The sequence below is a fragment of the Pseudomonas sp. HLG18 genome (assembly GCF_051903985.1).
Classification (GTDB): Bacteria; Pseudomonadota; Gammaproteobacteria; order Pseudomonadales; family Pseudomonadaceae; genus Aquipseudomonas; species Aquipseudomonas fluorescens_BT.
In genome coordinates this window covers 5,701,119-5,719,627 of sequence record NZ_CP195831.1, presented here as the reverse complement: position 1 = coordinate 5,719,627, position 18,509 = coordinate 5,701,119, and the positions used below count along the sequence as shown (strand labels likewise).

Annotated in this window: 15 protein-coding genes; 7 read left to right on the top strand and 8 right to left on the bottom strand. The window is 61.9% G+C overall.

The features are described from left to right. Positions 1 to 152: 152 nt before the first annotated feature. Positions 153 to 1,586: a TolC family outer membrane protein gene (locus ACSPX5_RS26255; RefSeq protein WP_439820544.1), complete on the top strand. Its 1,434-nt coding sequence runs from the start codon at positions 153 to 155 to the stop codon at positions 1,584 to 1,586. A gap of 31 nt (positions 1,587 to 1,617) precedes the next feature. Here the strand turns inward: ACSPX5_RS26255 and waaA are convergent, their stop codons facing one another. After that, positions 1,618 to 2,898, bottom strand: coding sequence for a lipid IV(A) 3-deoxy-D-manno-octulosonic acid transferase (gene waaA / locus ACSPX5_RS26250; RefSeq protein ID WP_439820543.1), 1,281 nt, complete (start codon positions 2,896 to 2,898; stop codon positions 1,618 to 1,620). Positions 2,899 to 2,909: 11 nt separating this feature from the next. After that, complete coding sequence (locus tag ACSPX5_RS26245) at positions 2,910 to 3,812, bottom strand: LysR family transcriptional regulator (RefSeq protein WP_207865584.1); 903 nt, start codon at positions 3,810 to 3,812, stop codon at positions 2,910 to 2,912. 103 nt (positions 3,813 to 3,915) lie between these two features. Between ACSPX5_RS26245 and ACSPX5_RS26240 the strand changes: the two genes are divergently transcribed. The 4 genes from ACSPX5_RS26240 (at position 3,916) to ACSPX5_RS26225 (ending at position 7,437) form a co-directional block, all read left to right on the top strand. Next, positions 3,916 to 4,248 carry a DMT family transporter gene (locus ACSPX5_RS26240; RefSeq protein WP_439820542.1) on the top strand — a complete coding sequence of 111 codons (333 nt, stop codon included), beginning with the start codon at positions 3,916 to 3,918 and terminating at the stop codon, positions 4,246 to 4,248. 204 nt (positions 4,249 to 4,452) lie between these two features. Next, positions 4,453 to 5,628: an NAD(P)/FAD-dependent oxidoreductase gene (locus ACSPX5_RS26235; RefSeq protein ID WP_439820541.1), complete on the top strand. Its 1,176-nt coding sequence runs from the start codon at positions 4,453 to 4,455 to the stop codon at positions 5,626 to 5,628. Next, on the top strand, positions 5,625 to 6,437 hold the full coding sequence (locus ACSPX5_RS26230) for an aldo/keto reductase (RefSeq protein WP_439820540.1): 813 nt from the start codon (positions 5,625 to 5,627) through the stop codon (positions 6,435 to 6,437). The genes ACSPX5_RS26235 and ACSPX5_RS26230 overlap by 4 nt, the downstream gene beginning before the upstream one ends. Before the next feature lie 31 nt (positions 6,438 to 6,468). Beyond that, positions 6,469 to 7,437 carry a metal ABC transporter ATPase gene (locus ACSPX5_RS26225; RefSeq protein WP_114881185.1) on the top strand — a complete coding sequence of 323 codons (969 nt, stop codon included), beginning with the start codon at positions 6,469 to 6,471 and terminating at the stop codon, positions 7,435 to 7,437. 66 nt (positions 7,438 to 7,503) lie between these two features. Here the strand turns inward: ACSPX5_RS26225 and hldE are convergent, their stop codons facing one another. From hldE to msbA, 3 genes are all read right to left on the bottom strand, one after another. Then, positions 7,504 to 8,928 carry a bifunctional D-glycero-beta-D-manno-heptose-7-phosphate kinase/D-glycero-beta-D-manno-heptose 1-phosphate adenylyltransferase HldE gene (gene hldE / locus ACSPX5_RS26220; RefSeq protein WP_439820539.1) on the bottom strand — a complete coding sequence of 475 codons (1,425 nt, stop codon included), beginning with the start codon at positions 8,926 to 8,928 and terminating at the stop codon, positions 7,504 to 7,506. Positions 8,929 to 9,086: 158 nt separating this feature from the next. Beyond that, positions 9,087 to 9,791: a sulfotransferase family 2 domain-containing protein gene (locus ACSPX5_RS26215; protein ID WP_169428570.1), complete on the bottom strand. Its 705-nt coding sequence runs from the start codon at positions 9,789 to 9,791 to the stop codon at positions 9,087 to 9,089. A gap of 163 nt (positions 9,792 to 9,954) precedes the next feature. Further along, entirely contained in the window at positions 9,955 to 11,757 is a 1,803-nt protein-coding gene (gene msbA / locus ACSPX5_RS26210) for a lipid A export permease/ATP-binding protein MsbA (RefSeq protein ID WP_207865581.1), read from the bottom strand. A 154-nt stretch (positions 11,758 to 11,911) separates the two neighbouring features. On the opposite strand from msbA, the gene ACSPX5_RS26205 reads away from it, so the two are divergent. Together ACSPX5_RS26205 and ACSPX5_RS26200 are read left to right on the top strand one after the other, a co-directional pair. Further along, positions 11,912 to 13,777: a bifunctional O-antigen ligase/aminoglycoside phosphotransferase family protein gene (locus ACSPX5_RS26205; RefSeq protein WP_169428568.1), complete on the top strand. Its 1,866-nt coding sequence runs from the start codon at positions 11,912 to 11,914 to the stop codon at positions 13,775 to 13,777. Further along, positions 13,777 to 14,994 carry an acyltransferase family protein gene (locus ACSPX5_RS26200; protein ID WP_169428567.1) on the top strand — a complete coding sequence of 406 codons (1,218 nt, stop codon included), beginning with the start codon at positions 13,777 to 13,779 and terminating at the stop codon, positions 14,992 to 14,994. Before ACSPX5_RS26205 ends, ACSPX5_RS26200 begins: the two co-directional genes overlap by 1 nt. An 18-nt stretch (positions 14,995 to 15,012) precedes the next feature. Here the strand turns inward: ACSPX5_RS26200 and ACSPX5_RS26195 are convergent, their stop codons facing one another. The 3 genes from ACSPX5_RS26195 to ACSPX5_RS26185 are packed head-to-tail and all read right to left on the bottom strand — an operon-like array spanning position 15,013 to position 18,508. Then, entirely contained in the window at positions 15,013 to 15,897 is an 885-nt protein-coding gene (locus ACSPX5_RS26195) for a glycosyltransferase (protein ID WP_169432586.1), read from the bottom strand. Between the two features lie 14 nt (positions 15,898 to 15,911). Continuing rightward, positions 15,912 to 17,066 (bottom strand): glycosyltransferase, encoded by a 1,155-nt coding sequence (locus tag ACSPX5_RS26190; RefSeq protein WP_169428566.1) that lies wholly within the window; start codon positions 17,064 to 17,066, stop codon positions 15,912 to 15,914. Next, positions 17,063 to 18,508, bottom strand: a complete 1,446-nt coding sequence (locus tag ACSPX5_RS26185; RefSeq protein ID WP_439820538.1) for a PIG-L family deacetylase — start codon at positions 18,506 to 18,508, stop codon at positions 17,063 to 17,065. The genes ACSPX5_RS26190 and ACSPX5_RS26185 overlap by 4 nt, the downstream gene beginning before the upstream one ends. Position 18,509 lies beyond the last annotated feature (1 nt).

The following is an 18,509-nucleotide window of genomic DNA, read 5'->3' as shown; positions in this document are numbered from 1 at the left end:
TGAATGGCGCAATTGCGGCGGCCGACAGGATTGTGAGGGCCTCAATGCGCAACTACACTCGCCTTGCCCTGCTGCGCCTTGACGCTATGCGGCCCGCGCCTTACCTTTGGCGCCCGGATTATTTCCATAATATTCATGCTAGGGATCGCCTCATGCTGCGCAAACTCTCACTGGCTGTTGCCGTGTCTTGTGCGTCCACCACAACGGTCTGGGCAGCAGAAGCGCCTTTATCGACCAAGACCGATCTGGTCAGCGTCTATCAGGAAGCGGTCGACAACAACGCCGATCTGGCCGCCGCCCGCGCCCAGTACGGCGCACAGAAAGAAGTGGTGCCGCAGGCCCGCGCCGGGTTGCTGCCGAACCTGTCCGGTGGCGCTGAAGTCGCCAACGTGCGCACTTCGATCGACCAGCCCTCGGCCATCGCCAATCGCAGCGCGCACTCCTATCAGGCGACCCTGGCCCAGCCACTGTTCCGCGCCGATCGCTGGTTCCAGTACCAGGCCGCCAAGGACGTCAACGAGCAGGCCGCACTGCAACTCTCGGCCACCGAGCAGAACCTGATCCTGCAAACCGCCGAAAGCTACTTCAACGTGCTGCGCAGTCAGGACAACCTGGCCTCGACCAAGGCTGAAGAAGCGGCGTTCAAGCGCCAGCTCGACCAGTCCAACGAGCGCTTCGACGTGGGCCTGTCGGACAAGACCGACGTGCTGCAATCGCAAGCCAGTTACGACACCGCCCGGGCCAACCGGATCGTCGCTCAGCGGCAGGTCGATGATGCGTTCGAAGCACTGATCACCCTGACCAACCGCCAGTACAACTCGATCCAGGGCATCGTCCACACGTTGCCGATCCTGCCGCCGGCGCCGAACGACGCCAAGGCCTGGGTCGACACCGCCGCGAAACAGAACCTCAATCTGCTGGCCAGCAACTATGCCGTCAGCTCCGCCGAACAGACCCTCAAACAACGCAAGGCCGGCCACCTGCCGACCCTCGACGCCGTAGCCAAATACGAAAAAGGCGACAATGACGCCCTCGGGTTCGCCAACCCGAATGCCTTCGGTACGCCGTACAGTGGCAACGTCGAGCAGAGCACCGTGGGCCTGCAACTGAACATCCCGATCTACAGCGGCGGGCTGACCAGCTCCCAGGTGCGCCAGTCTTACGCGCAACTGGACCAGACCGAACAGCAGCGTGAAGGCCTGCGTCGGCAAGTGGTCGAGAACACCCGCAACCTGCACCGCGCGGTGAACACCGACGTCGAGCAGGTGCAGGCGCGCCGCCAGTCGATCATCTCCAACCAGAGCGCGGTGGAAGCCACGGAAATCGGTTATCAGGTGGGGACGCGCAACATCGTCGACGTGCTCGACGCCCAGCGTCAGCTCTACACCTCGGTGCGCAACTACAACAACACCCGCTACGACTACATCCTCGACAACCTGCGCCTGAAACAGGCGGCGGGGACGTTGAACCCGGGGGACTTGCAGGATCTGACGCGTTATCTGAAAGCCGACTACAACCCGGACAAGGATTTCCTACCGCCGGATCTGGCCAAGGCCGCCGAAGCACAGCTCAAGGCCCGGCCTTAAACAAAAAACGCAGCCCTGAGGCTGCGTTTTTTCATGCGCGTTCGATCAACCTTCCCAGGCCATCGAGCAAGCGCTGCAACGCGCCCTGATTGCGGCGCATCACACTCAGCCCGGCTTCCGCCATGCGCTGTGCATCGCGCGGCAATTCGAACAGCCGCTGCACTTCGGTCGCCAGCCCTTCGGCGTCATCCACTTCAGCCAACGCCCCGGCGCTGCGCAGTTGCGCGGCGATGTCGAGGAAGTTGAACAGGTGCGGGCCGCTGATGACCGGTTTCGCCAGGGCCGCCGGCTCCAGCAGATTGTGGCCGCCGTTGGCCACCAGACTGCCGCCGACGAACGCGCTGTCGGCCAGGGCGTAAAGAAACAGCAACTCGCCCATGGTGTCGCCGAGCAGCACCGAAGTCTGCGCATCGACGCTCGCGCCGGTGGAGCGACGCACCGTGGCAAAACCTTCACGCTGGCATAACTCGAACACCGAGTTGAAGCGCTCCGGATGGCGCGGCACCAGAATCAGCAGCGCATCGGGGTGGTTGGCCAGCAAACGGCGATGAGCATCCAGCACCACCTCGTCTTCGCCTTCATGGGTGCTGGCGGCGATCCACACCGGACGCTCCTGCGCCTGCCATTGGCCACGCAGTTCAGCGGCGCGTTGCAACAATTGCGGGTCGATGGTCAGGTCAAACTTGATCGAACCGGTGACTTCGACTGTCTCAGGGCGTGCGCCCAAATCACGGAAACGCTGGGCTTCAGCTTCGGTCTGCACGGCGAACAGACTCATCTCCGCCAGCATCGGTGCGGTCAGTTTGTTGAACCGGCCATAGCCCTTGGCGGAGCGCTCGGACAGGCGTCCGTTGGCCAGCGCCACCGGAATCCCGCGTTTGGCGCATTGGTGAATGTGGTTGGGCCACAGTTCGGTTTCCATGATCACCGCCAGTTTCGGCTGCACGCGATCCAGAAAACGCGCCGCCGCGCAGGGCAAATCGTAAGGCAGGTAGCAATGCTGGATACGCGGCTCGTTGGCGAACAGCGCTTGAATCCGCTCCGAACCCGTCGGCGTCATGCAGGTCACGGTGATCGGCAGCTGTGGATAACGTTGCAGCAGTGCGCGGATCATCGGCGCGGCGGCGATGCTTTCCCCCACCGAGACGGCGTGAACCCAGATGCCGCCCGGTTGCAGGATCGGCATGCCATAGGAGAAACGTTCGCCAATCCGCTTGGCATACGCCGGCGCCTTGCGCGAACGCAGCCATAGCCGAATCGCCACCAATGGCAGCCCCAGGTAAAACAGCGCGGTGTAGAGAGTTCTATTCATGGCGGCGGAGTTTATCGGCTTTTGCCGCCGATCGCCCGCAGGTGTATGGCAAATCGCTCCGCAAGCCAACGCGCCGCCGGACCCAGCGGTTCGTCACGACGCCAGACCAGTTCCACCACCAGCGCCGGCGGCGTCCATTCGCTGTCGAGCTCCACCATCAGGCCCTGATAGGCCGAGTACTGCACCACGTGACGCGGCAGCCAGGCCCAGCCGAGGTCGCGCACCAGCCATTCGGCCATCACGTAGAAACTGTCAGCGCGCCACACCTGCGGACTGGCCGGTTCGTTGCCGGGATAAAGGCTGGTCTGGGTCGACATCAACAACTGCCGATGCTGCGCCAGTTGCTGACAGGTGACGTAAGCCTGGGATGCCAGGGAATGGTTGACACCGCAGACCGTGACCATTTCCACGCTGCCCAACACCCGGCGCTCCAGCGCTTCGGGGATTTCATCGTGATAGAACAGCAACCCGAGATCGGCCCGACGCTCCACCAGTTTGCGCGAGACCTCGCCCTGGGCGGCGCTGGTCAGTTGGACTTCCAGACTGGGAAACTGCTCGGCCAGCGCAGCGAAGCTTTCCACCAGCGCCTGATAGGGCATCGCCTCATCCTGGGCCACCCGCAACTGCGCTTCCTGCCCGCGCATCATCGCCACGGCCCGGCCGTTCAGGCGTTCGCATTGACGCAACACTTCCCGCGCCTCTTCCAGAAGCGCCTCCCCGGCCTCGGTGAGAAGCGGCTGACGACCGCTGCTACGCTCGAACAGACTGACACCGAGGTCGTCCTCCAGCATGGCAATCGCGCTGCTGATCGCCGACTGCGCCTTGCGCTGCTGACGTGCCACGGCGGAGAACGAACGTTGTTCGGCGACCGCCACGAACGCGCGCAACTGATCCAGATTCCACTGCATGTCCATCGACAAACCCATCTTCAAAACAGATAGGTAATGACTTTACCCCATCTGGGAAGCCACTAGAATCGCGCCTCAGAAAGCAACGCTTCACACGAGGATTTTGAACATGAACGCTTACGTCTATCTGGCCATTGCCATTTGCGCCGAAGTGATCGCCACCGTTTCGATGAAAGCCGTCAAAGGCATCAGCACGCCTCTGCCCTTGGTGCTGGTCATCGTCGGCTACGCCATCGCGTTCTGGATGCTGACCCTGGTGGTGCGCAGCGTGCCGGTGGGCGTGGCCTACGCGGTATGGGCCGGCATGGGCATCGTGATGGTCAGCGTGGCGGCGCTGTTCATTTATGGGCAGAAGCTGGATATCCCGGCGATGCTCGGAATGGCGCTGATCGTGCTCGGCGTGGTGGTGATTCAGCTGTTCTCGAAAACCGCAGGCCATTAACTGATTAATGCGTAACCCCCTGTGGGAGCGGGCTTGCTCGCGAAGACGGTGTCTCAGGCAACATTGTTGTTAACTGATAGACCGATTTCGCGAGCAAGCCCGCTCCCACATTGCCCGACACCTTCCCCTCTGTTGATCATCGACAAATCCCCTTTTCCCCGAGTCTGTATACTGCGCCCTCGTCTTGAACACTGAGGTCGTTGCATGCCATCTCCCATTTCCACCGACGTGCTGATTGTCGGCGCAGGTGTCGCCGGCCTCTGGCTGAACGCGCGCCTGCGTCGCCAGGGTTTTTCGACCGTGCTGGTGGAAAGCGCCAGCCTCGGCGGCGGACAGAGCGTGAAGTCCCAAGGCATCATCCACGGCGGCGCCAAGTACGCGCTGCATGGCGCGCTGACCGGTGCCTCGGAAGCCATCGCCGACATGCCACGCCGCTGGCGCGAAGCCTTGGCCGGCGACGGTGAACTGGATCTGACCGGCGTGCGCCTGCTGTCCGAAGCCCATTACCTGTGGTCGCCGGGCACCCTCGCGGGCAACCTCACCAGTTTCTTCGCCAGCAAAGCGGTGCGCGGCCGGGTCGATCAGGTCAAGGGCGACCAATTGCCGCCAGCGCTGCAGGACAAGCGTTTCAAGGGCAAGGTCTACCGCCTCGCCGAGCTGGTGGTCGACGTGCCAAGCGTGATCCAGCGCCTGGCTGATCTCGCCGGTGACGGCCTGCTGGCCGGTCAGAACATCGAGCCATTGCTGCAAAGCGGTGTATTGGTAGGTCTGAAGGTCGACGGTCGCGAGATCCGCGCCCAGCGCATCGTCCTCAGCGCCGGTGCCGGTACTGCGGCGCTGCTGGAAACCCTCGGTCTGACGCAACCGGCCATGCAACGCCGGCCGCTGCACATGATCCTCGCCAAGGGCCCGGGGCTGAAGCCGCTCTATGCGCACTGCCTGGGCGGTGGCACCAAGCCGCGAATCACCGTGACTACACATCCGGCCGCCGACGGCCAGTGGGTCTGGTACATGGGCGGCGACATTGCCGAATCCGAAGGCGTGGCCCGTGAGCCCGCCGAACAGATCGCCACCGCGCAAAAAGAAATCGGCCAGTTGTTGCCGTGGATCGACCTGAGCAACGTGCAATGGGCCACCCTGCGCGTCGACCGCGCCGAACCGCTGCAAACCGGACTGACCCGCCCGGACAATGCGTTCCTCGCCGAAGAAGGTCGTCTGCTGGTCGGCTGGCCTACCAAACTGGCCCTGGCGCCGGACTTCGCTGACCGCGTGATCGCGTCCCTCGAACGCGACGGCATCCAGCCAAGCCACCCTGCTCCGCTGCCTGAGTTGCCGAAACCTCCGATGGGCGTTCCGGCCTGGGAGCAACTGCTGCCATGAGCCTGCCGACCCTGCACGATTTGCATCGCCCGCTGGGCAGCACCGGCCCGCTGGTTTCGCCGTTGGGCCTGGGCACCGTCAAACTCGGTCGCGACCAGGGCGTGAAATACCCCAACGGCTTCCAGATCCCCGATGACGACGCCGCGCGCATGCTGCTAAAGCAGGCGCGGGAACTGGGCATCAACCTGATCGACACTGCGCCGGCCTATGGCCGCAGCGAAGAGCGTCTCGGCCCGCTGCTGCGCGGCCAGCGTCAGGATTGGGTGATCGTCAGCAAGGTCGGCGAAGAATTTGTCGACGGCCAGTCGACCCACGACTTCAGCGCCGCTCACACACGCATGTCGGTGGAGCGCAGCCTGCAACGTCTTGAAACCGATTTTATCGACCTGGTGCTGGTGCACTCCGATGGCAACGACCTGGCGATTCTCAATGACAGCGAAGTCTATGCAACCCTCGCGGCGCTCAAGGCCGAAGGCAAGATTCGCGGCTTCGGTTTCTCCGGCAAGACCGTCGACGGCGGCCTCAAAGCACTGGAGCAAGGCGACTGCGCGATGGTCACCTACAATCTGAACGAACAAAACGAGAAGGCGGTCATTGACTATGCTGCTGCCCACGGCAAAGCCATTCTGGTGAAGAAGGCGCTGGCCAGTGGTCATGTGTGCCTGAGCCCCGGCGTGGATCCGGTGCGCGCCAGCTTCGAGTTGCTGTTCGCCGGGCCTGGCGTAACCAGCGCCATTGTCGGAACAATCAATCCGCTGCACCTCGCCCATAACGTTGCGACCGTTGCCCAGGTCCTTCGTGGTCACTGACGCCGCCCCGCGGCCTTAAGCAGGAGCCGACATGCCGCGCACGCTCATCAGAAAGAACCCGAGCAACTTCAAGACGCTGCCGCTGTTCGTCGAAGCGACGCCCGAAGGCCTGACGTATCAGAGCGTCGGCATGCCGCTGAATTTCGCCCAGACCCTGCAGCGGCGCAAACCGGTCAGCGTGGCCGACGCCGAACGCTTTGCGCTGGAACTGGCCAATCTCGGCGTCTCGGTGCGCCTGACCCTGCACTGGCAGAATCGCGATTACTGGGTGCTGGTGCGCCAGCGGCGGCAGGATCGTGGTGACGTCGTCCTCAAACTGATTTCCGGCTATGTGCCGGCGCACGAATTGAATATCCCGTTGCACACGGCGATCCAGGAGATCGCCGAAGAATGCCTGCTGGAAACTCCGGAAGGCTGGCTCGGCGGGCGCTTCAACGACACCTGGCTGCCGGCGCCGTACGCATCGGCGCTGCATTATCGCGAGGCCCTGCCCTTTCGCCTGACGCCGCTGTCCGGTTCGGCGCGGCCGGTACGTTGCGCCAATCTGCAATTGCTCGAACGGCCACGGGCCTACGTGCACTTGCCGACCGCGTCTCTGCAATTGATCTACGACCTGCGACTGGACGTGCCCAAGGAAGCCAAGAACCTGAGCCTGTTCCATGTCGACGAACGACTTGAGGGCGATCAACTCGTCGCCCGGCTCGACCGCAAGCGCCCCGATCTGTACTTGATGCCACTACAGGACGGCGAACCGCTCCCCGAGCTGTATACGCTGAAGAAAGGTCAGTTGTCCCCGGCCGGCACCCGAGGCCTGTATCTGGCGGAAAGCTTCGCCAGACAGGACGGCTGGCTGGTGCGCGATGAGCGGATTCGCTGGAAAGACTGGCTGCGTCAGCAGGGTTTGACGCCGCCGCCCAAGGACACGGGGCTGGCGCGGTTGCGCGGCAAGGCGAAGCAGCTGCTGAAGAAGATCGTGCCGCGCAAGAAAGTGAACTCCTGAACGGCAAAAGACCGCGCCTGCGAGCGACTCCAGAGAGTCGTCGCAGGCGCGGTCTTTATGTTTGCATCACTCGGATTTGCGGATTTTTTCCACAATCGCCGTGGTCGAGCTGTTTTCCACCAGCCCCAGCACCTTCACGGTGCCGCCGTAGGCCTTGACGATGTCGGCGCCGACAACCTGGTCGATGCCATAGTCGCCGCCCTTCACCAACACGTCCGGTTTGACCTCGCGCAGCAGGTTTTCCGGGGTACCTTCGGCGAAGCTGATCACCCAGTCCACCGCACCGAGACCGGCGAGAACCGCCATGCGCCGGTCAACGCTGTTGATCGGCCGGCCCGGACCTTTCAAGCGACTGACCGAGGCATCGTCGTTGATCGCGACGATCAGACGATCACCCTGGGCCCGTGCCTGCTCGAGGTAGGTCACGTGCCCGGCGTGGAGGATGTCGAAGCAGCCGTTGGTGAACACGATCCGCTCGTTGTGCGCCCGGGCATCGGCCACCGCCAGAATCAGCTGCTCCAGACCCAACACACCGCGTTCCGAACCTTCCTCGCGCTGAATCGCGCGACGCAGTTCCGGGGCGCTGATCGCCGCCGTACCGAGTTTGCCGACCACGATGCCGGCCGCCAGGTTGGCCAGCGCCACCGCGTGGGGCAGCTCTTCGCCTGCGGCAATCGCAGCCGCCAGGGTGGAAATCACGGTGTCGCCGGCACCGGTCACGTCAAACACTTCACGAGCCCGGGCCGGCAGGTGCAGCGCCGGATGATCCGGGCGCAGCAGGGTCATGCCGTGTTCGCCGCGAGTCACCAGCAACGCGCCGAGCTCGAGGTCGTGCATCAGTTTCGCGCCCTTGCTCACCAGTTCGTGCTCATCGGCGCAACCGCCGACGATGGCTTCGAACTCACTGAGGTTCGGGGTGATCAGGCTCGCGCCACGGTAGATCGAGAAATCCTTGCCCTTCGGGTCGGCCAGCACCGGAATGCCTTTGGCACGCGCAGCCTGAATCAGTGCCTGATGGTTTTTCAGGGCGCCTTTGCCGTAGTCGGACAACACCAGCACCTTGATGCCTTCGAGCAGATCGTCGACCTGCGCGCCAAGGGCCAGTGCGTCGGTGGCAAACGGTTCTTCGAAGTCGATACGCAGCAGTTGCTGGTGCCGGCTCATGACCCGCAGCTTGACGATGGTCGGCTGGTGCGCGATGCGCTGGAACAAGGCTCGCACGCCCGCGCCCTTGAGGCTGTTGCTCAGGCTGTCGGCGGCTTCGTCGTCACCGGTCACACCGACCAGCGACGCCGGCGCACCCAGCGCAGCAATGTTCAAGGCAACGTTGGCGGCACCGCCCGGGCGGTCTTCGATTTGCTCGACCTTTACAACCGGTACCGGCGCCTCAGGGGAGATCCGTGAGGTACCACCATGCCAGTAACGGTCGAGCATGACATCGCCGACCACCAAGACAGGGGCTTGATCGAATCGCGGCATGGACAACTTCATGGAGCAACCCACATACAAAATGAACAGGGGCGCGATATTAACACAGGGTTGGCGAAGGCTTGTGCGGCGGCTGCAACAGGATGAAACGACGGGTTTTTTTGCTTATTTTTTGTACAGAAACGCTGCCCATTGATGGCAGGCACAGACCCGGGGGTACCTCATTCATAACCGAGCATCTCGTAGTCACGTGCATAGACCCGCCGCACCAGGCGTCGGGTACGCAAGGAGCAGAATTCCCGGGCCGGCAGTGGACGCCGCTCCCGGGAACAATTGACGTATTGCAATCGGCTGGTCAGGCCCAGGTGCTCGCACACCAGGTGAAAATCCCGCTCCAGATGTTCCTGATAACCGATGAAGTCCAGCGCCAGACGGCCCAGTGAGTCGGTGAGAAAGTCGGTTTGCGCAGCGAAGTGCAATTGTCGCGCGATGTTTTCCGCATGCAGCCAGCGCGCAACGAAGTCATCGAAGTCGCGGTAATGCCTGACCAGTTGCTGCGCGGCGTGATCGCGTCCGCTCAGCTCGTTGCCCCGCAGAAAAGCGTATGCCGAATAGGCACGTTCCAGCGGATCGCGGACGAAAGCGAATTTGTATGCAGCGGCGAACTGCGCGGGAAACTGCTCTTCATACCAGTACAACGGCAGATGGCCGGGCCGCCAACCATCGAACATCGCGGTACACACGCTGCTGCCGGCGCATTTGGGCACATGAATGAACAGGCAGGAACGCTGTTCGAAGGCTTCGGGAAAGCGCAGGTTGGCCGACATTGACTTGTTCACCGCCTGTCTATCGACCACCGACAGACGCCCGAGCAGAAAAGCCCGCTGCGGCTTGGGCAGCAGCTTCCACAGATAGCGTTGCAACATGAAGATACCCGCGCGACGGGGATGGCCCCTCGATGGAAGTCAAAGTTCGTTCAGGAACCTTAACAAGCGCGGTGTCGGGTTTTATGCAGGTTTGGTCAAGAACGGTAAAGTTCCGGATACAAACCGCCGGGCGCATTGCGCGCCCGGCATTTGCAAGGCGGGCTCAGGCGATGTCTTCGGCCGGGGCATCGAGGCCCATGGCATTGAGGCGCGCGTAGTAGCCGTTCTGGGCCAGCAGCTCGCCGTGAGTGCCACGCTCGACGATACGCCCCTGATCCATGACCAGAATCAGGTCGGCCTTCTCGATGGTCGAGAGACGGTGGGCGATCACCAGCGTGGTGCGGCCCTTCATCACCTGATCCAGCGCAGCCTGGATGTGTCGCTCGGATTCGGTATCGAGGGCCGAGGTGGCCTCGTCGAGAATCAACACCGGCGCGTTCTTGAGCAAGGCACGGGCAATCGCCAGGCGCTGGCGCTGACCGCCGGAAAGCAGCACGCCGTTCTCGCCGACCTGGGTGTCCAGGCCTTCCGGCAGTTGCGCGATGAAGTCCATGGCATAGGCATCACGCGCGGCCTTCTCGATGTCTTCACGTGGCGCGCCGGCCAGATCGCCGTAGGCAATATTGTTGGCCACCGTGTCACTGAACAGCGTGACGTGCTGGGTCACCTGGGCGATGTGACGACGCAGATTCAGCAGTTTGTACTGCTCGATCTCCACACCGTCGATCAGGATCTCGCCCTTGTCATGGTGATAGAAACGCGGGATCAGGTTGGCGAGGGTCGACTTGCCGCTGCCGGACCGTCCCACCAGCGCCACCATCTGCCCCGGCTCGACCGAGAAGGTGATGTTGTCGAGTACCTGACGCTCGGTGCCCGGGTAGGTGAAACTCAGGTTGCGTACTTCGAGGCGACCGGTGACCACATCACGCTCGACCGTACCGGTATCGACCTCCGGCTCGACGTCCAGTTGCTCGAAAATGCTTTCGGCACCGGCCACGCCTTTCTGGATGGTCGAGCTGACTTCGGACAACTGACGGATCGGCTTGGGCAACAGGCCCGCCAGGGTGATGTAGGCCACCATGTCACCTGCCGAGGCATCACCGCGAAGAAACAGCACCAGGAACATCAGCACCGCCATCGCGGTGTAGATCACCAGTTGCAGCATCGGCGTGTAGATCGCGCCGGTGCGGGTCATGCGCAGTTGCTTGTCAGTGTTGCTCTGACTGGCATCGAGAAAGCGTTTTTCTTCGTAGGCTTCGCCACCGAAGCTGCGCACCACGCGATAGCCCTGGATGGTTTCCGAGGCAACATGGGTCACGTCGCCCATGGCCAACTGGATCTTTTTGCTCTGCTTGCGGAATTTCTTGCTGGCGGTACGCACCATCACGGCGATGAGCGGCAGGATCGCAACCATCACCAGCGTCAGCTTCCAGTTCATGAACAGCAGGGAAGCGAACAGGAAGATCACCGTCATACCCTCACGGATTACGACCTTGATCGCATCTGTTGCCGCCCCCGTGACCATGGTGACGTTGAACGTGATGCGTGAAATCAGGTGACCGGAGTTATGCTTGTCGAAATAACGGTTCGGCAGCACCAGCAGGTTGTTGAACAACTGCACCCGAAGATCATGCACCAGGCCCAGGGAAACCTTGGCCAGGAAATAGTTGCCCAGATAGGAGCCCAGGCCCTGCCAGGCCGCAATGAGGATGATCAACAGCGGTACGGCCTGCAGCAGTTGCAGGTCGCGCAGGTAAGGCACGGTGGGGAACAGTACTGCCTCTGGATTGGACAGACCGTCGACGAAATACTTGAGAATGTAACCGAGCATCGGCTGGGTCGATGCGAAAATCAGAAAACCGACGATGCTGATCAGAAACAGACTGATATACGGCCGGACGTAGCCGAGCAGGCGGAAGTAGATTTTCAAGCTCGAAGGGCTTGCGGCGGGACTGGAGTCGGTCATATCACGCGAAAGTCGATAAAAAGGACGCTGACTTTAGCACAGCTTCTTCAGGGTTCTGGCAATCGGGCAAAGGCTGTTATTGTTATGCGTCTTTTTCAGCATCAAATAGCCATCAACGTAATGGCCGATCAACTTCAGGATTGAATCTCACAGCATGCAACTTCGCGGCTTCAGCAGTACGTCCAGTCGAATATTCGATTTCATCAGCCTGTGGATACTTCCCGTCGGCTACTTCCTGCTCCTGTGTGCGCTGTTCTTCCTGCCTGGCCGCAGCCTGCATCACAAACTGTTTTATGGCCTGTTCAGCATTCCGGCGCTGATCGCCCTGTGCCTGCGTCCGCGGGAGTGCCGGGAACTGCTGCGCGAGCCGATGATTGTCGCGCTGCTGGTGTTCGTCGCCTGGGCATTGCTCAGTCTCGCCTGGGGACCGCCGGATGGCGAATCGTTCGGCGGCATGCTCAAGCCTCCCTTGCACACCCTGATGCTGTTCGTCGGCTGCTACCTGCTGGTGCGTTACCGCAGTGACATTCTGGCGCCGATGCTGTTCGTCGCAGCCATGGTCGCGCTGATCGCCACCCTCTGTTTCCTCATCCCGTTCATCCGTCATTACGAGCCGGGCGCACGCCTGATCGGGGGTGGCGCCTTCGATAACCCGCTGCTCAGCTCCCACCTGTTCGGATTCTTCTGTGCCTATTGGCTCAGTATCAGCATGTCCTGCAAGCATGGCCGCCTGCTCTGGCTCAGCCTGCCGGCCATGCTGATCATGTTCGCAGCGGTGATCGCGACCGGGTCCAGAACACCGCTGGTCGCCTTGACCCTGGCCGCATTCTGGCTGGCCTTCATTTGTTGGAACCGACGCTCGGTGGTGCTTTTGAGCGCACTGTCGGCCATTGGCATCACCGTGATCGCCCTGTTTTCGAAGATGATCACCGAACGCGGCGACTCCTACCGTTTCGAAATCTGGCAGATTGCCCTGCAAAAGATTGCCGAACACCCGTGGATCGGTCATGGCTATAACGCCGGCCTGGCGATCGACCCCGGTGTTGGCTACAACTTCCAGGAACCCCACAGTTTTGCCCTGGGGGTCCTTTATTATGTCGGTATTCTGGGCCTGTTGCCGTGGCTGTTTTTCCAGGCCTGGGGACTGCTGAGCAGCTGGCGCCAGCGCGTTCAGCCGCTGCTGATCATCGCCTCCACCTGGCTGGTGTTCGGTATCGGCGCCGGCCTGACAGAGGGCGGCGGTATCATCTCGCGGCCCAAGGAGCACTGGTTCCTGCTGTGGATTCCCCTGGCACTGATCGCCGCCTTGAGCATCAATCAGCGAGCCCGCCGCCTGTTGACCGTTCCCGTGCAGAAACTGTCGGCCACCGGCCTGCAACAGCTGGGCGCCAATGCCCAGGTGATTGAAGAGGACGGCCTCGGCCCCAAGGTCCTGCGCCTGACCGATGGCAGCTTCCTCAAGCTGTTCCGCCGCCGTCGCTGGTACACCTCCGGCAACTTCAACCCTTACTCCGAACGCTTCGCCATCAATAGCGAACAATTGCGCCGGATGGGCATCCCCACCCCGCAGGTACTGAACCTGTATCGCCTCGACGATGGCAGCAGTGCAGTGCACTACGCGCCACTGCCAGGCCATACCTTGCGCCAGGTGCTGCAAGGCATCACCGCGCCAGCAGTACGACAGGCCCTGGTCGAACGTTTCGGCAAATTCATGGCCCGGCTGCATGAGCAAGGCGTCTATTTCCGCTCGCTGCATCTGGGCAATGTGCTGGTGCTGGAGGACGGCGAGTTCGGGTTGATCGATCTGGCAGACCTGCGGATCTACCCTTCGCCACTGACTCTTTCGTTGCGCCAGCGCAATCTGCGACACATGCAACGCTACACCGTCGACAAGCGCTGGCTGTTCGAGGATCACCTCGACGCGCTGCTTCAGGGGTACGCTGTGACGGCGCCGAAATCCGCCGTAGACAACCTGCACAGGCAAGTGCTGGCCACCACCACTGCGGCCCGGGTTCAATGATGACCGCAACCAATCTTCTTATTGCACCGGCCGCCTATCTGCTGGCCATCGCAACCGCCGCGCTGTTGTTGCGCGCGGTTCCGAAAATAGCCCGCCATTTGCAGCATTCCGGTGAGAGCCGTTACGCCAGCATCGATGGGTTGCGCGGTTACCTGGCGTTTGGCGTGTTTGTGCATCACTCGATCATCACCTGGATCTTTCTGCGCACGGGCGTGATCGATTTTCCACCGAGCGCGTTCTATTCGATGCTTGGCCAGGGCAGCGTCGCGCTGTTCTTCATGATCACCGGATTCCTGTTCTGGGGCCGCCTGCTGGCCCAGGGTCGCGAGTTCGACTGGACGGCTTTCGGCGTCTCTCGGGTCTTTCGCCTGTATCCGCTGTACTTGCCGCTGATGCTGATCGTGTTCATCACGGTGTTCCAGCTACAGGGCTGGGAACTGAAAGTATCCACTGTAGAGCTGCTCAAGCAGACCCTGGCCTGGCTGACCTTTGACCGGCCGGACGTCAACTTGTACCCGCACACCGGCATGCTCATCTCCAACGTCACCTGGACGCTGGCCTACGAAGTGTTCTTCTACCTGGCGCTGCCACTGGCTGGCATGGTGTTCATCTTCCGAAGCAACTGGCGCCAGGTGGTGCTGTGTCTGCTCGGTATTTATGCGCTGTATCAAGTGGTCGGCTGGGAGCACTCGCTCAAGAAGCACTTCCTGGCCAGTTTCCTCGGCGGAATCGCTGCTGCGTACTGGGTACGTCGACCGCAACTGGTAGCCTGGAGCAAGACCCCTCTGGCCGGAGTCGTCGCCCTGGTTGCGCTGGCGATTGCCTTCACCGCCTTCAACAGGGCCTTCAAGACCCAGCCACTGTTTCTGCTGTCGCTGTTCTTCGTGATCGTGGCTTCTGGCAACACTCTGTTCGGTGCCCTCAAGCCACGCAGCATCCGTTGGCTGGGAGAGATCAGTTACAGCACCTATCTGCTGCATGGTTTCGTGCTGTGGCTGATGGTCCAGCGCCTGCCGCCGGCACTGCACCTCGATGGCCGGGAGGCCTGGGTCTACCTGCCATTGCTGGCAGCGTGCACCTGCCTGCTGATCCTGATCAGCAGCGCGACATTCCTGTACATCGAACAGCCGGGAATGAGCGCAGGCAGGAAGGTCGTGCAGTGGCTTCGCCAGCGCCAGCAGGGCAACAAGCGCATCGCAGAAAAAGCCGCCCGCTGATCACGGGCGGCCGCGGCCTCAGTCCTTTTCCAGTGGTGAAAACAGCAACCGGCCCAGACCGCGCCAGGTTTTCTTGTTCCACGCCTTGAACGGAATCTGCGCCAGCAGCTCCCGCGCCAGTTTGCGGTCGCGGTTGGCGGTTTTCAGGAACATCGAATTGAGCGACTTGTAGCGCACCTCGTCGTACAGCGGATGATCGCTGAACAGCGCGTAGGTGCGCAGGATGTTTTCGATCATGAAGCGATGGTTCTTGTAGGAGTTGGTGGCGTGCTTGCGGTAGCGAGCCATCACCACGTTCAGACCATCGATGAAATACCCGGCGCGTGTCACCTTCAGCTCGATGTACAGGTCTTCGAGGCGAATCGTCGGATCGAATCCACCCACCTTGTCCAGTGCTTCACGACGGATCATCAGGGTCGGCGCCGGCGGATAAGGCTTGCGCTCCAGGAACATGTCATCGAAGTCCAGACGACGGAACGGCACATCCCGGCGCTGGCGCTTTTCCGGGTAGAGGTTGCCATCGGCGTCCATCAACTCGATGTTGCCGGCGCAGATGCCGACCTCAGGCTTACCGTCCATGTAGGCGACCTGGGTGGCGATGCGGTCCGGGTACATGATGTCGTCGGAGCCGAACGGGACGATCAGGCTGCCCCTGGCCCGCGCAATGGCACCATTGAGCGTATTGGTCAGGCCCTGGTTCTGCTGCACACGGAAGTCAAAACCGTGCTTTGCCTGCAAGGCATTGATGCGCTCGACGCTGTCATCCTTCGAGCCGTCGTCGACCACCAGTAGCTCGATGTTTTTGTAGCTCTGGTTGATGACGCTGAGGATGCTTTCCTCGATGTACGGGCCGTGGTTATACGACGCGATGATCACGGTGACGATGGGTTGCGCATCACTCAGGGCGGTGACCTCACTCATGGCTGTTCCTTGCGGGCCTGTTCCAGGCCGGAGTCGATCAGGTTCAGGTATTCCTGGCGGAAGACCTCGATATCGTGCTGTTCCTGCAAATAGCGATAAGCCTGCTCACCCTTGGCCTTGAGCTCGTCATCCGACAGCCCGAGGTAGGCATCCAGCGCCGCGACCAGGCTCGGCACGTCCCTAGGCGTGATCGACAGGCCACCGGCACCTTCGATCAGCGGCAGCATGGCCGGCACGTTCGAGGCGATCACCGGCAGATGCCCGCTCATACCTTCCAGCAAGGCCAGGCCCAGACCTTCGGCCAGCGACGGCATGGTCCAGATATCGAACGCACGCACGTATTGCAGAGCGTTTTCCTTGAACCCCAGCAGGTGGGCGCGACCGCTCAGGCCGAGTTGCTCGATCTCGGCGGCCAGCGGTGCTTGCAGGCGTCCGGCACCGATAATTGCCAGTTGGGTGTTCGGGTATTTGTCTTTCAGTTGGGCGAACGCCTGCAACAGGTAGGTATGGCCCTTGACCGATACCAGCCGTCCCAGAGCGCCGATCAGGCGCACCTTCGGATCGATGCCCAGCAACTCCCGTGCACGCTCGCGACTGTGCTGCAGGCCTTCAGCCTGTTCGATGTCGATGGCGTTGGTGATGGCGTAGGTATTCCGGTCAGTGAAACCGCAATCGCAGTCCAGCAGGTATTGCTTGACCGCCGGCGACACGCCGACGAAACGCCAGTGCCGGTCGATCAGGCGCTGAGTCTGACGACGGCGATAGAAGCGGTCGTACTCGCCGAAACCGTGGGAAATACCGATGCACAACGGCACCTTCAACCAGCGATTGAGCGTCAGCATCATGTTCACCGGTTTGAAGCGGTTGCAGATCACCACGTCGAACTTTTCCCGCCGGCAGAATTTGTACAGCTGCCACATCGCCCGCAGGCGCATGCCTTTGAGGGACTTGTCGGAAAACTCGAAATACACCGAACGGTCGGCCCGGCTGACGGCTTCGCCGGGACCGGGTTTACCGCGCAGAAACGCAGCGGTCACCTCGTAACGATCCGTCGGCAAGGCCTTGACGATCTGCTCGGCGAGGTCGGCGAAATCATGGGATTTGACGTTGTAGTCGGGCTGCAGCTGCAGCACCTTTGCGCGTTGACTCATGACTCTCCCCGGTGCGATCCCGTCGCGCCTGTTTCACTCTGCTTCAGCAGCCAGAACAGCTCCTGGCGCCTGACCGCTTTGCGGAAAAATTCGTTTTCGCCGTAGACCGAAGGCACTCGACCGGCCAGCACTCGCTGAACCAGTCGGCGCAGACGACGCTTGAACGGCGCCGGCGGCTGCAGGTCATGCATCATGCCCAGTGCCATGGCCTTGTCCCGCTGCAACTCGATCGGCAGTGGCAGACACAGCGGCTGCATTGCGAGCGTTGCATCGAACGTCGGCGGCAACGCAATGCCCTGCCCGCTGTCGCCCATCGGCCAGCGATCGTTGTCGTGCAAGTGGTTGGCGTAGCCGAGCAGGGTCGGCTGCCAGTCCAGGCCGTGCAAGGCTTCCATCACAGCTTCCTGGGCGCAGATATGGTCGGGATGTGGATCGAGTGTCGGGTGTGGCAACACGATCACATCCGGCCGCGCACGGGACAGAATGTCACGCAGGTCGGCCAGCAGGTTGTTCCAGGTCGGCGCGCCGTCGGCATCGCCGGGCAGGGCAAACGGATTCAACTGACGAAAAATCCGCGTGTCGTTCAGATCGGCTTCCCGCGAGCCCACCGGTTGATTCGGCGCAGCCTGCATCGCCGCCAGTTGCAGACAGAAGTAACCGAGCTGCACGCAATGTTCCTGCGGCACGCCGGCCCAGCGCGGCACGGCGAGGCTGTCCCAGGCCCGCAAGCGACCCTTGAGCCGCGACGCCTCGACCTTGTTCAGGCCCATCTGCCGATAGTGTTCGGCTTCAATCTCGCCGGCGGTCAGGGTGACGATCCAGGCCTCGTCGGCCTGACTGTACAAACCGTAAGCGGCCAGCTCGGCATCGTCGGCGTGCGGCGCAATCACCATCACCCGCTGACGCCGGTAATCCGGCTGCTCCAGCGCCCACAGCACCGGCTCGCCGGACACCCGGCAAAAACGCCCGCGCAGACGCAGCAAGCCCTGAGACAGGGTCTGCGCCTGACCGCTGAGGTTCAGAAAACGCAGGCCGTTGACGCCACGTTCGAAAGTCTGGGCATCCGGATTCGATCCACCCGCCAGCTCGACCCGTGGATCGAAGAAACGCCCCAGCCAGCTACTTTTCACCCGCACGGCGAGAATCAGCGTTGCGTCATCCGGCAGCATCACGCCCTCATCGAGGCGCAATTGCTCACCGTGCAAATGCACTTTGGGCTGCGGTGTGAATGGTGGAAAGCTGTACTGGTAATCGTCTTTCGGCGAATAGAACAAGTGGTCGGCGAACCACGCCTCGTGAGCGATCCAGCCAATCACCGCCAGCACCAGCGGCAACCACCAGGCCACCAGCACGCCGAGGGCGATCAACACGATCAATGCGATCAACAAGCCGATGCGTTTATTGCGCCGGTGACGCTTGAGCAGTTGCTGTTTGCGGCTCATG

What these genes read in the sequence shown, in the direction of transcription:
- ACSPX5_RS26255 (WP_439820544.1), top strand. Translation starts at nt 153, where the DNA reads ATGCTGCGCAAACTCTCACTGGCTGTTGCCGTGTCTTGTGCGTCCACC.
- waaA (WP_439820543.1), bottom strand. Translation starts at nt 2,898, where the DNA reads ATGAATAGAACTCTCTACACCGCGCTGTTTTACCTGGGGCTGCCATTG.
- ACSPX5_RS26245 (WP_207865584.1), bottom strand. Translation starts at nt 3,812, where the DNA reads ATGGACATGCAGTGGAATCTGGATCAGTTGCGCGCGTTCGTGGCGGTC.
- ACSPX5_RS26240 (WP_439820542.1), top strand. Translation starts at nt 3,916, where the DNA reads ATGAACGCTTACGTCTATCTGGCCATTGCCATTTGCGCCGAAGTGATC.
- ACSPX5_RS26235 (WP_439820541.1), top strand. Translation starts at nt 4,453, where the DNA reads ATGCCATCTCCCATTTCCACCGACGTGCTGATTGTCGGCGCAGGTGTC.
- ACSPX5_RS26230 (WP_439820540.1), top strand. Translation starts at nt 5,625, where the DNA reads ATGAGCCTGCCGACCCTGCACGATTTGCATCGCCCGCTGGGCAGCACC.
- ACSPX5_RS26225 (WP_114881185.1), top strand. Translation starts at nt 6,469, where the DNA reads ATGCCGCGCACGCTCATCAGAAAGAACCCGAGCAACTTCAAGACGCTG.
- hldE (WP_439820539.1), bottom strand. Translation starts at nt 8,928, where the DNA reads ATGAAGTTGTCCATGCCGCGATTCGATCAAGCCCCTGTCTTGGTGGTC.
- ACSPX5_RS26215 (WP_169428570.1), bottom strand. Translation starts at nt 9,791, where the DNA reads ATGTTGCAACGCTATCTGTGGAAGCTGCTGCCCAAGCCGCAGCGGGCT.
- msbA (WP_207865581.1), bottom strand. Translation starts at nt 11,757, where the DNA reads ATGACCGACTCCAGTCCCGCCGCAAGCCCTTCGAGCTTGAAAATCTAC.
- ACSPX5_RS26205 (WP_169428568.1), top strand. Translation starts at nt 11,912, where the DNA reads ATGCAACTTCGCGGCTTCAGCAGTACGTCCAGTCGAATATTCGATTTC.
- ACSPX5_RS26200 (WP_169428567.1), top strand. Translation starts at nt 13,777, where the DNA reads ATGACCGCAACCAATCTTCTTATTGCACCGGCCGCCTATCTGCTGGCC.
- ACSPX5_RS26190 (WP_169428566.1), bottom strand. Translation starts at nt 17,066, where the DNA reads ATGAGTCAACGCGCAAAGGTGCTGCAGCTGCAGCCCGACTACAACGTC.
- ACSPX5_RS26185 (WP_439820538.1), bottom strand. Translation starts at nt 18,508, where the DNA reads ATGAGCCGCAAACAGCAACTGCTCAAGCGTCACCGGCGCAATAAACGC.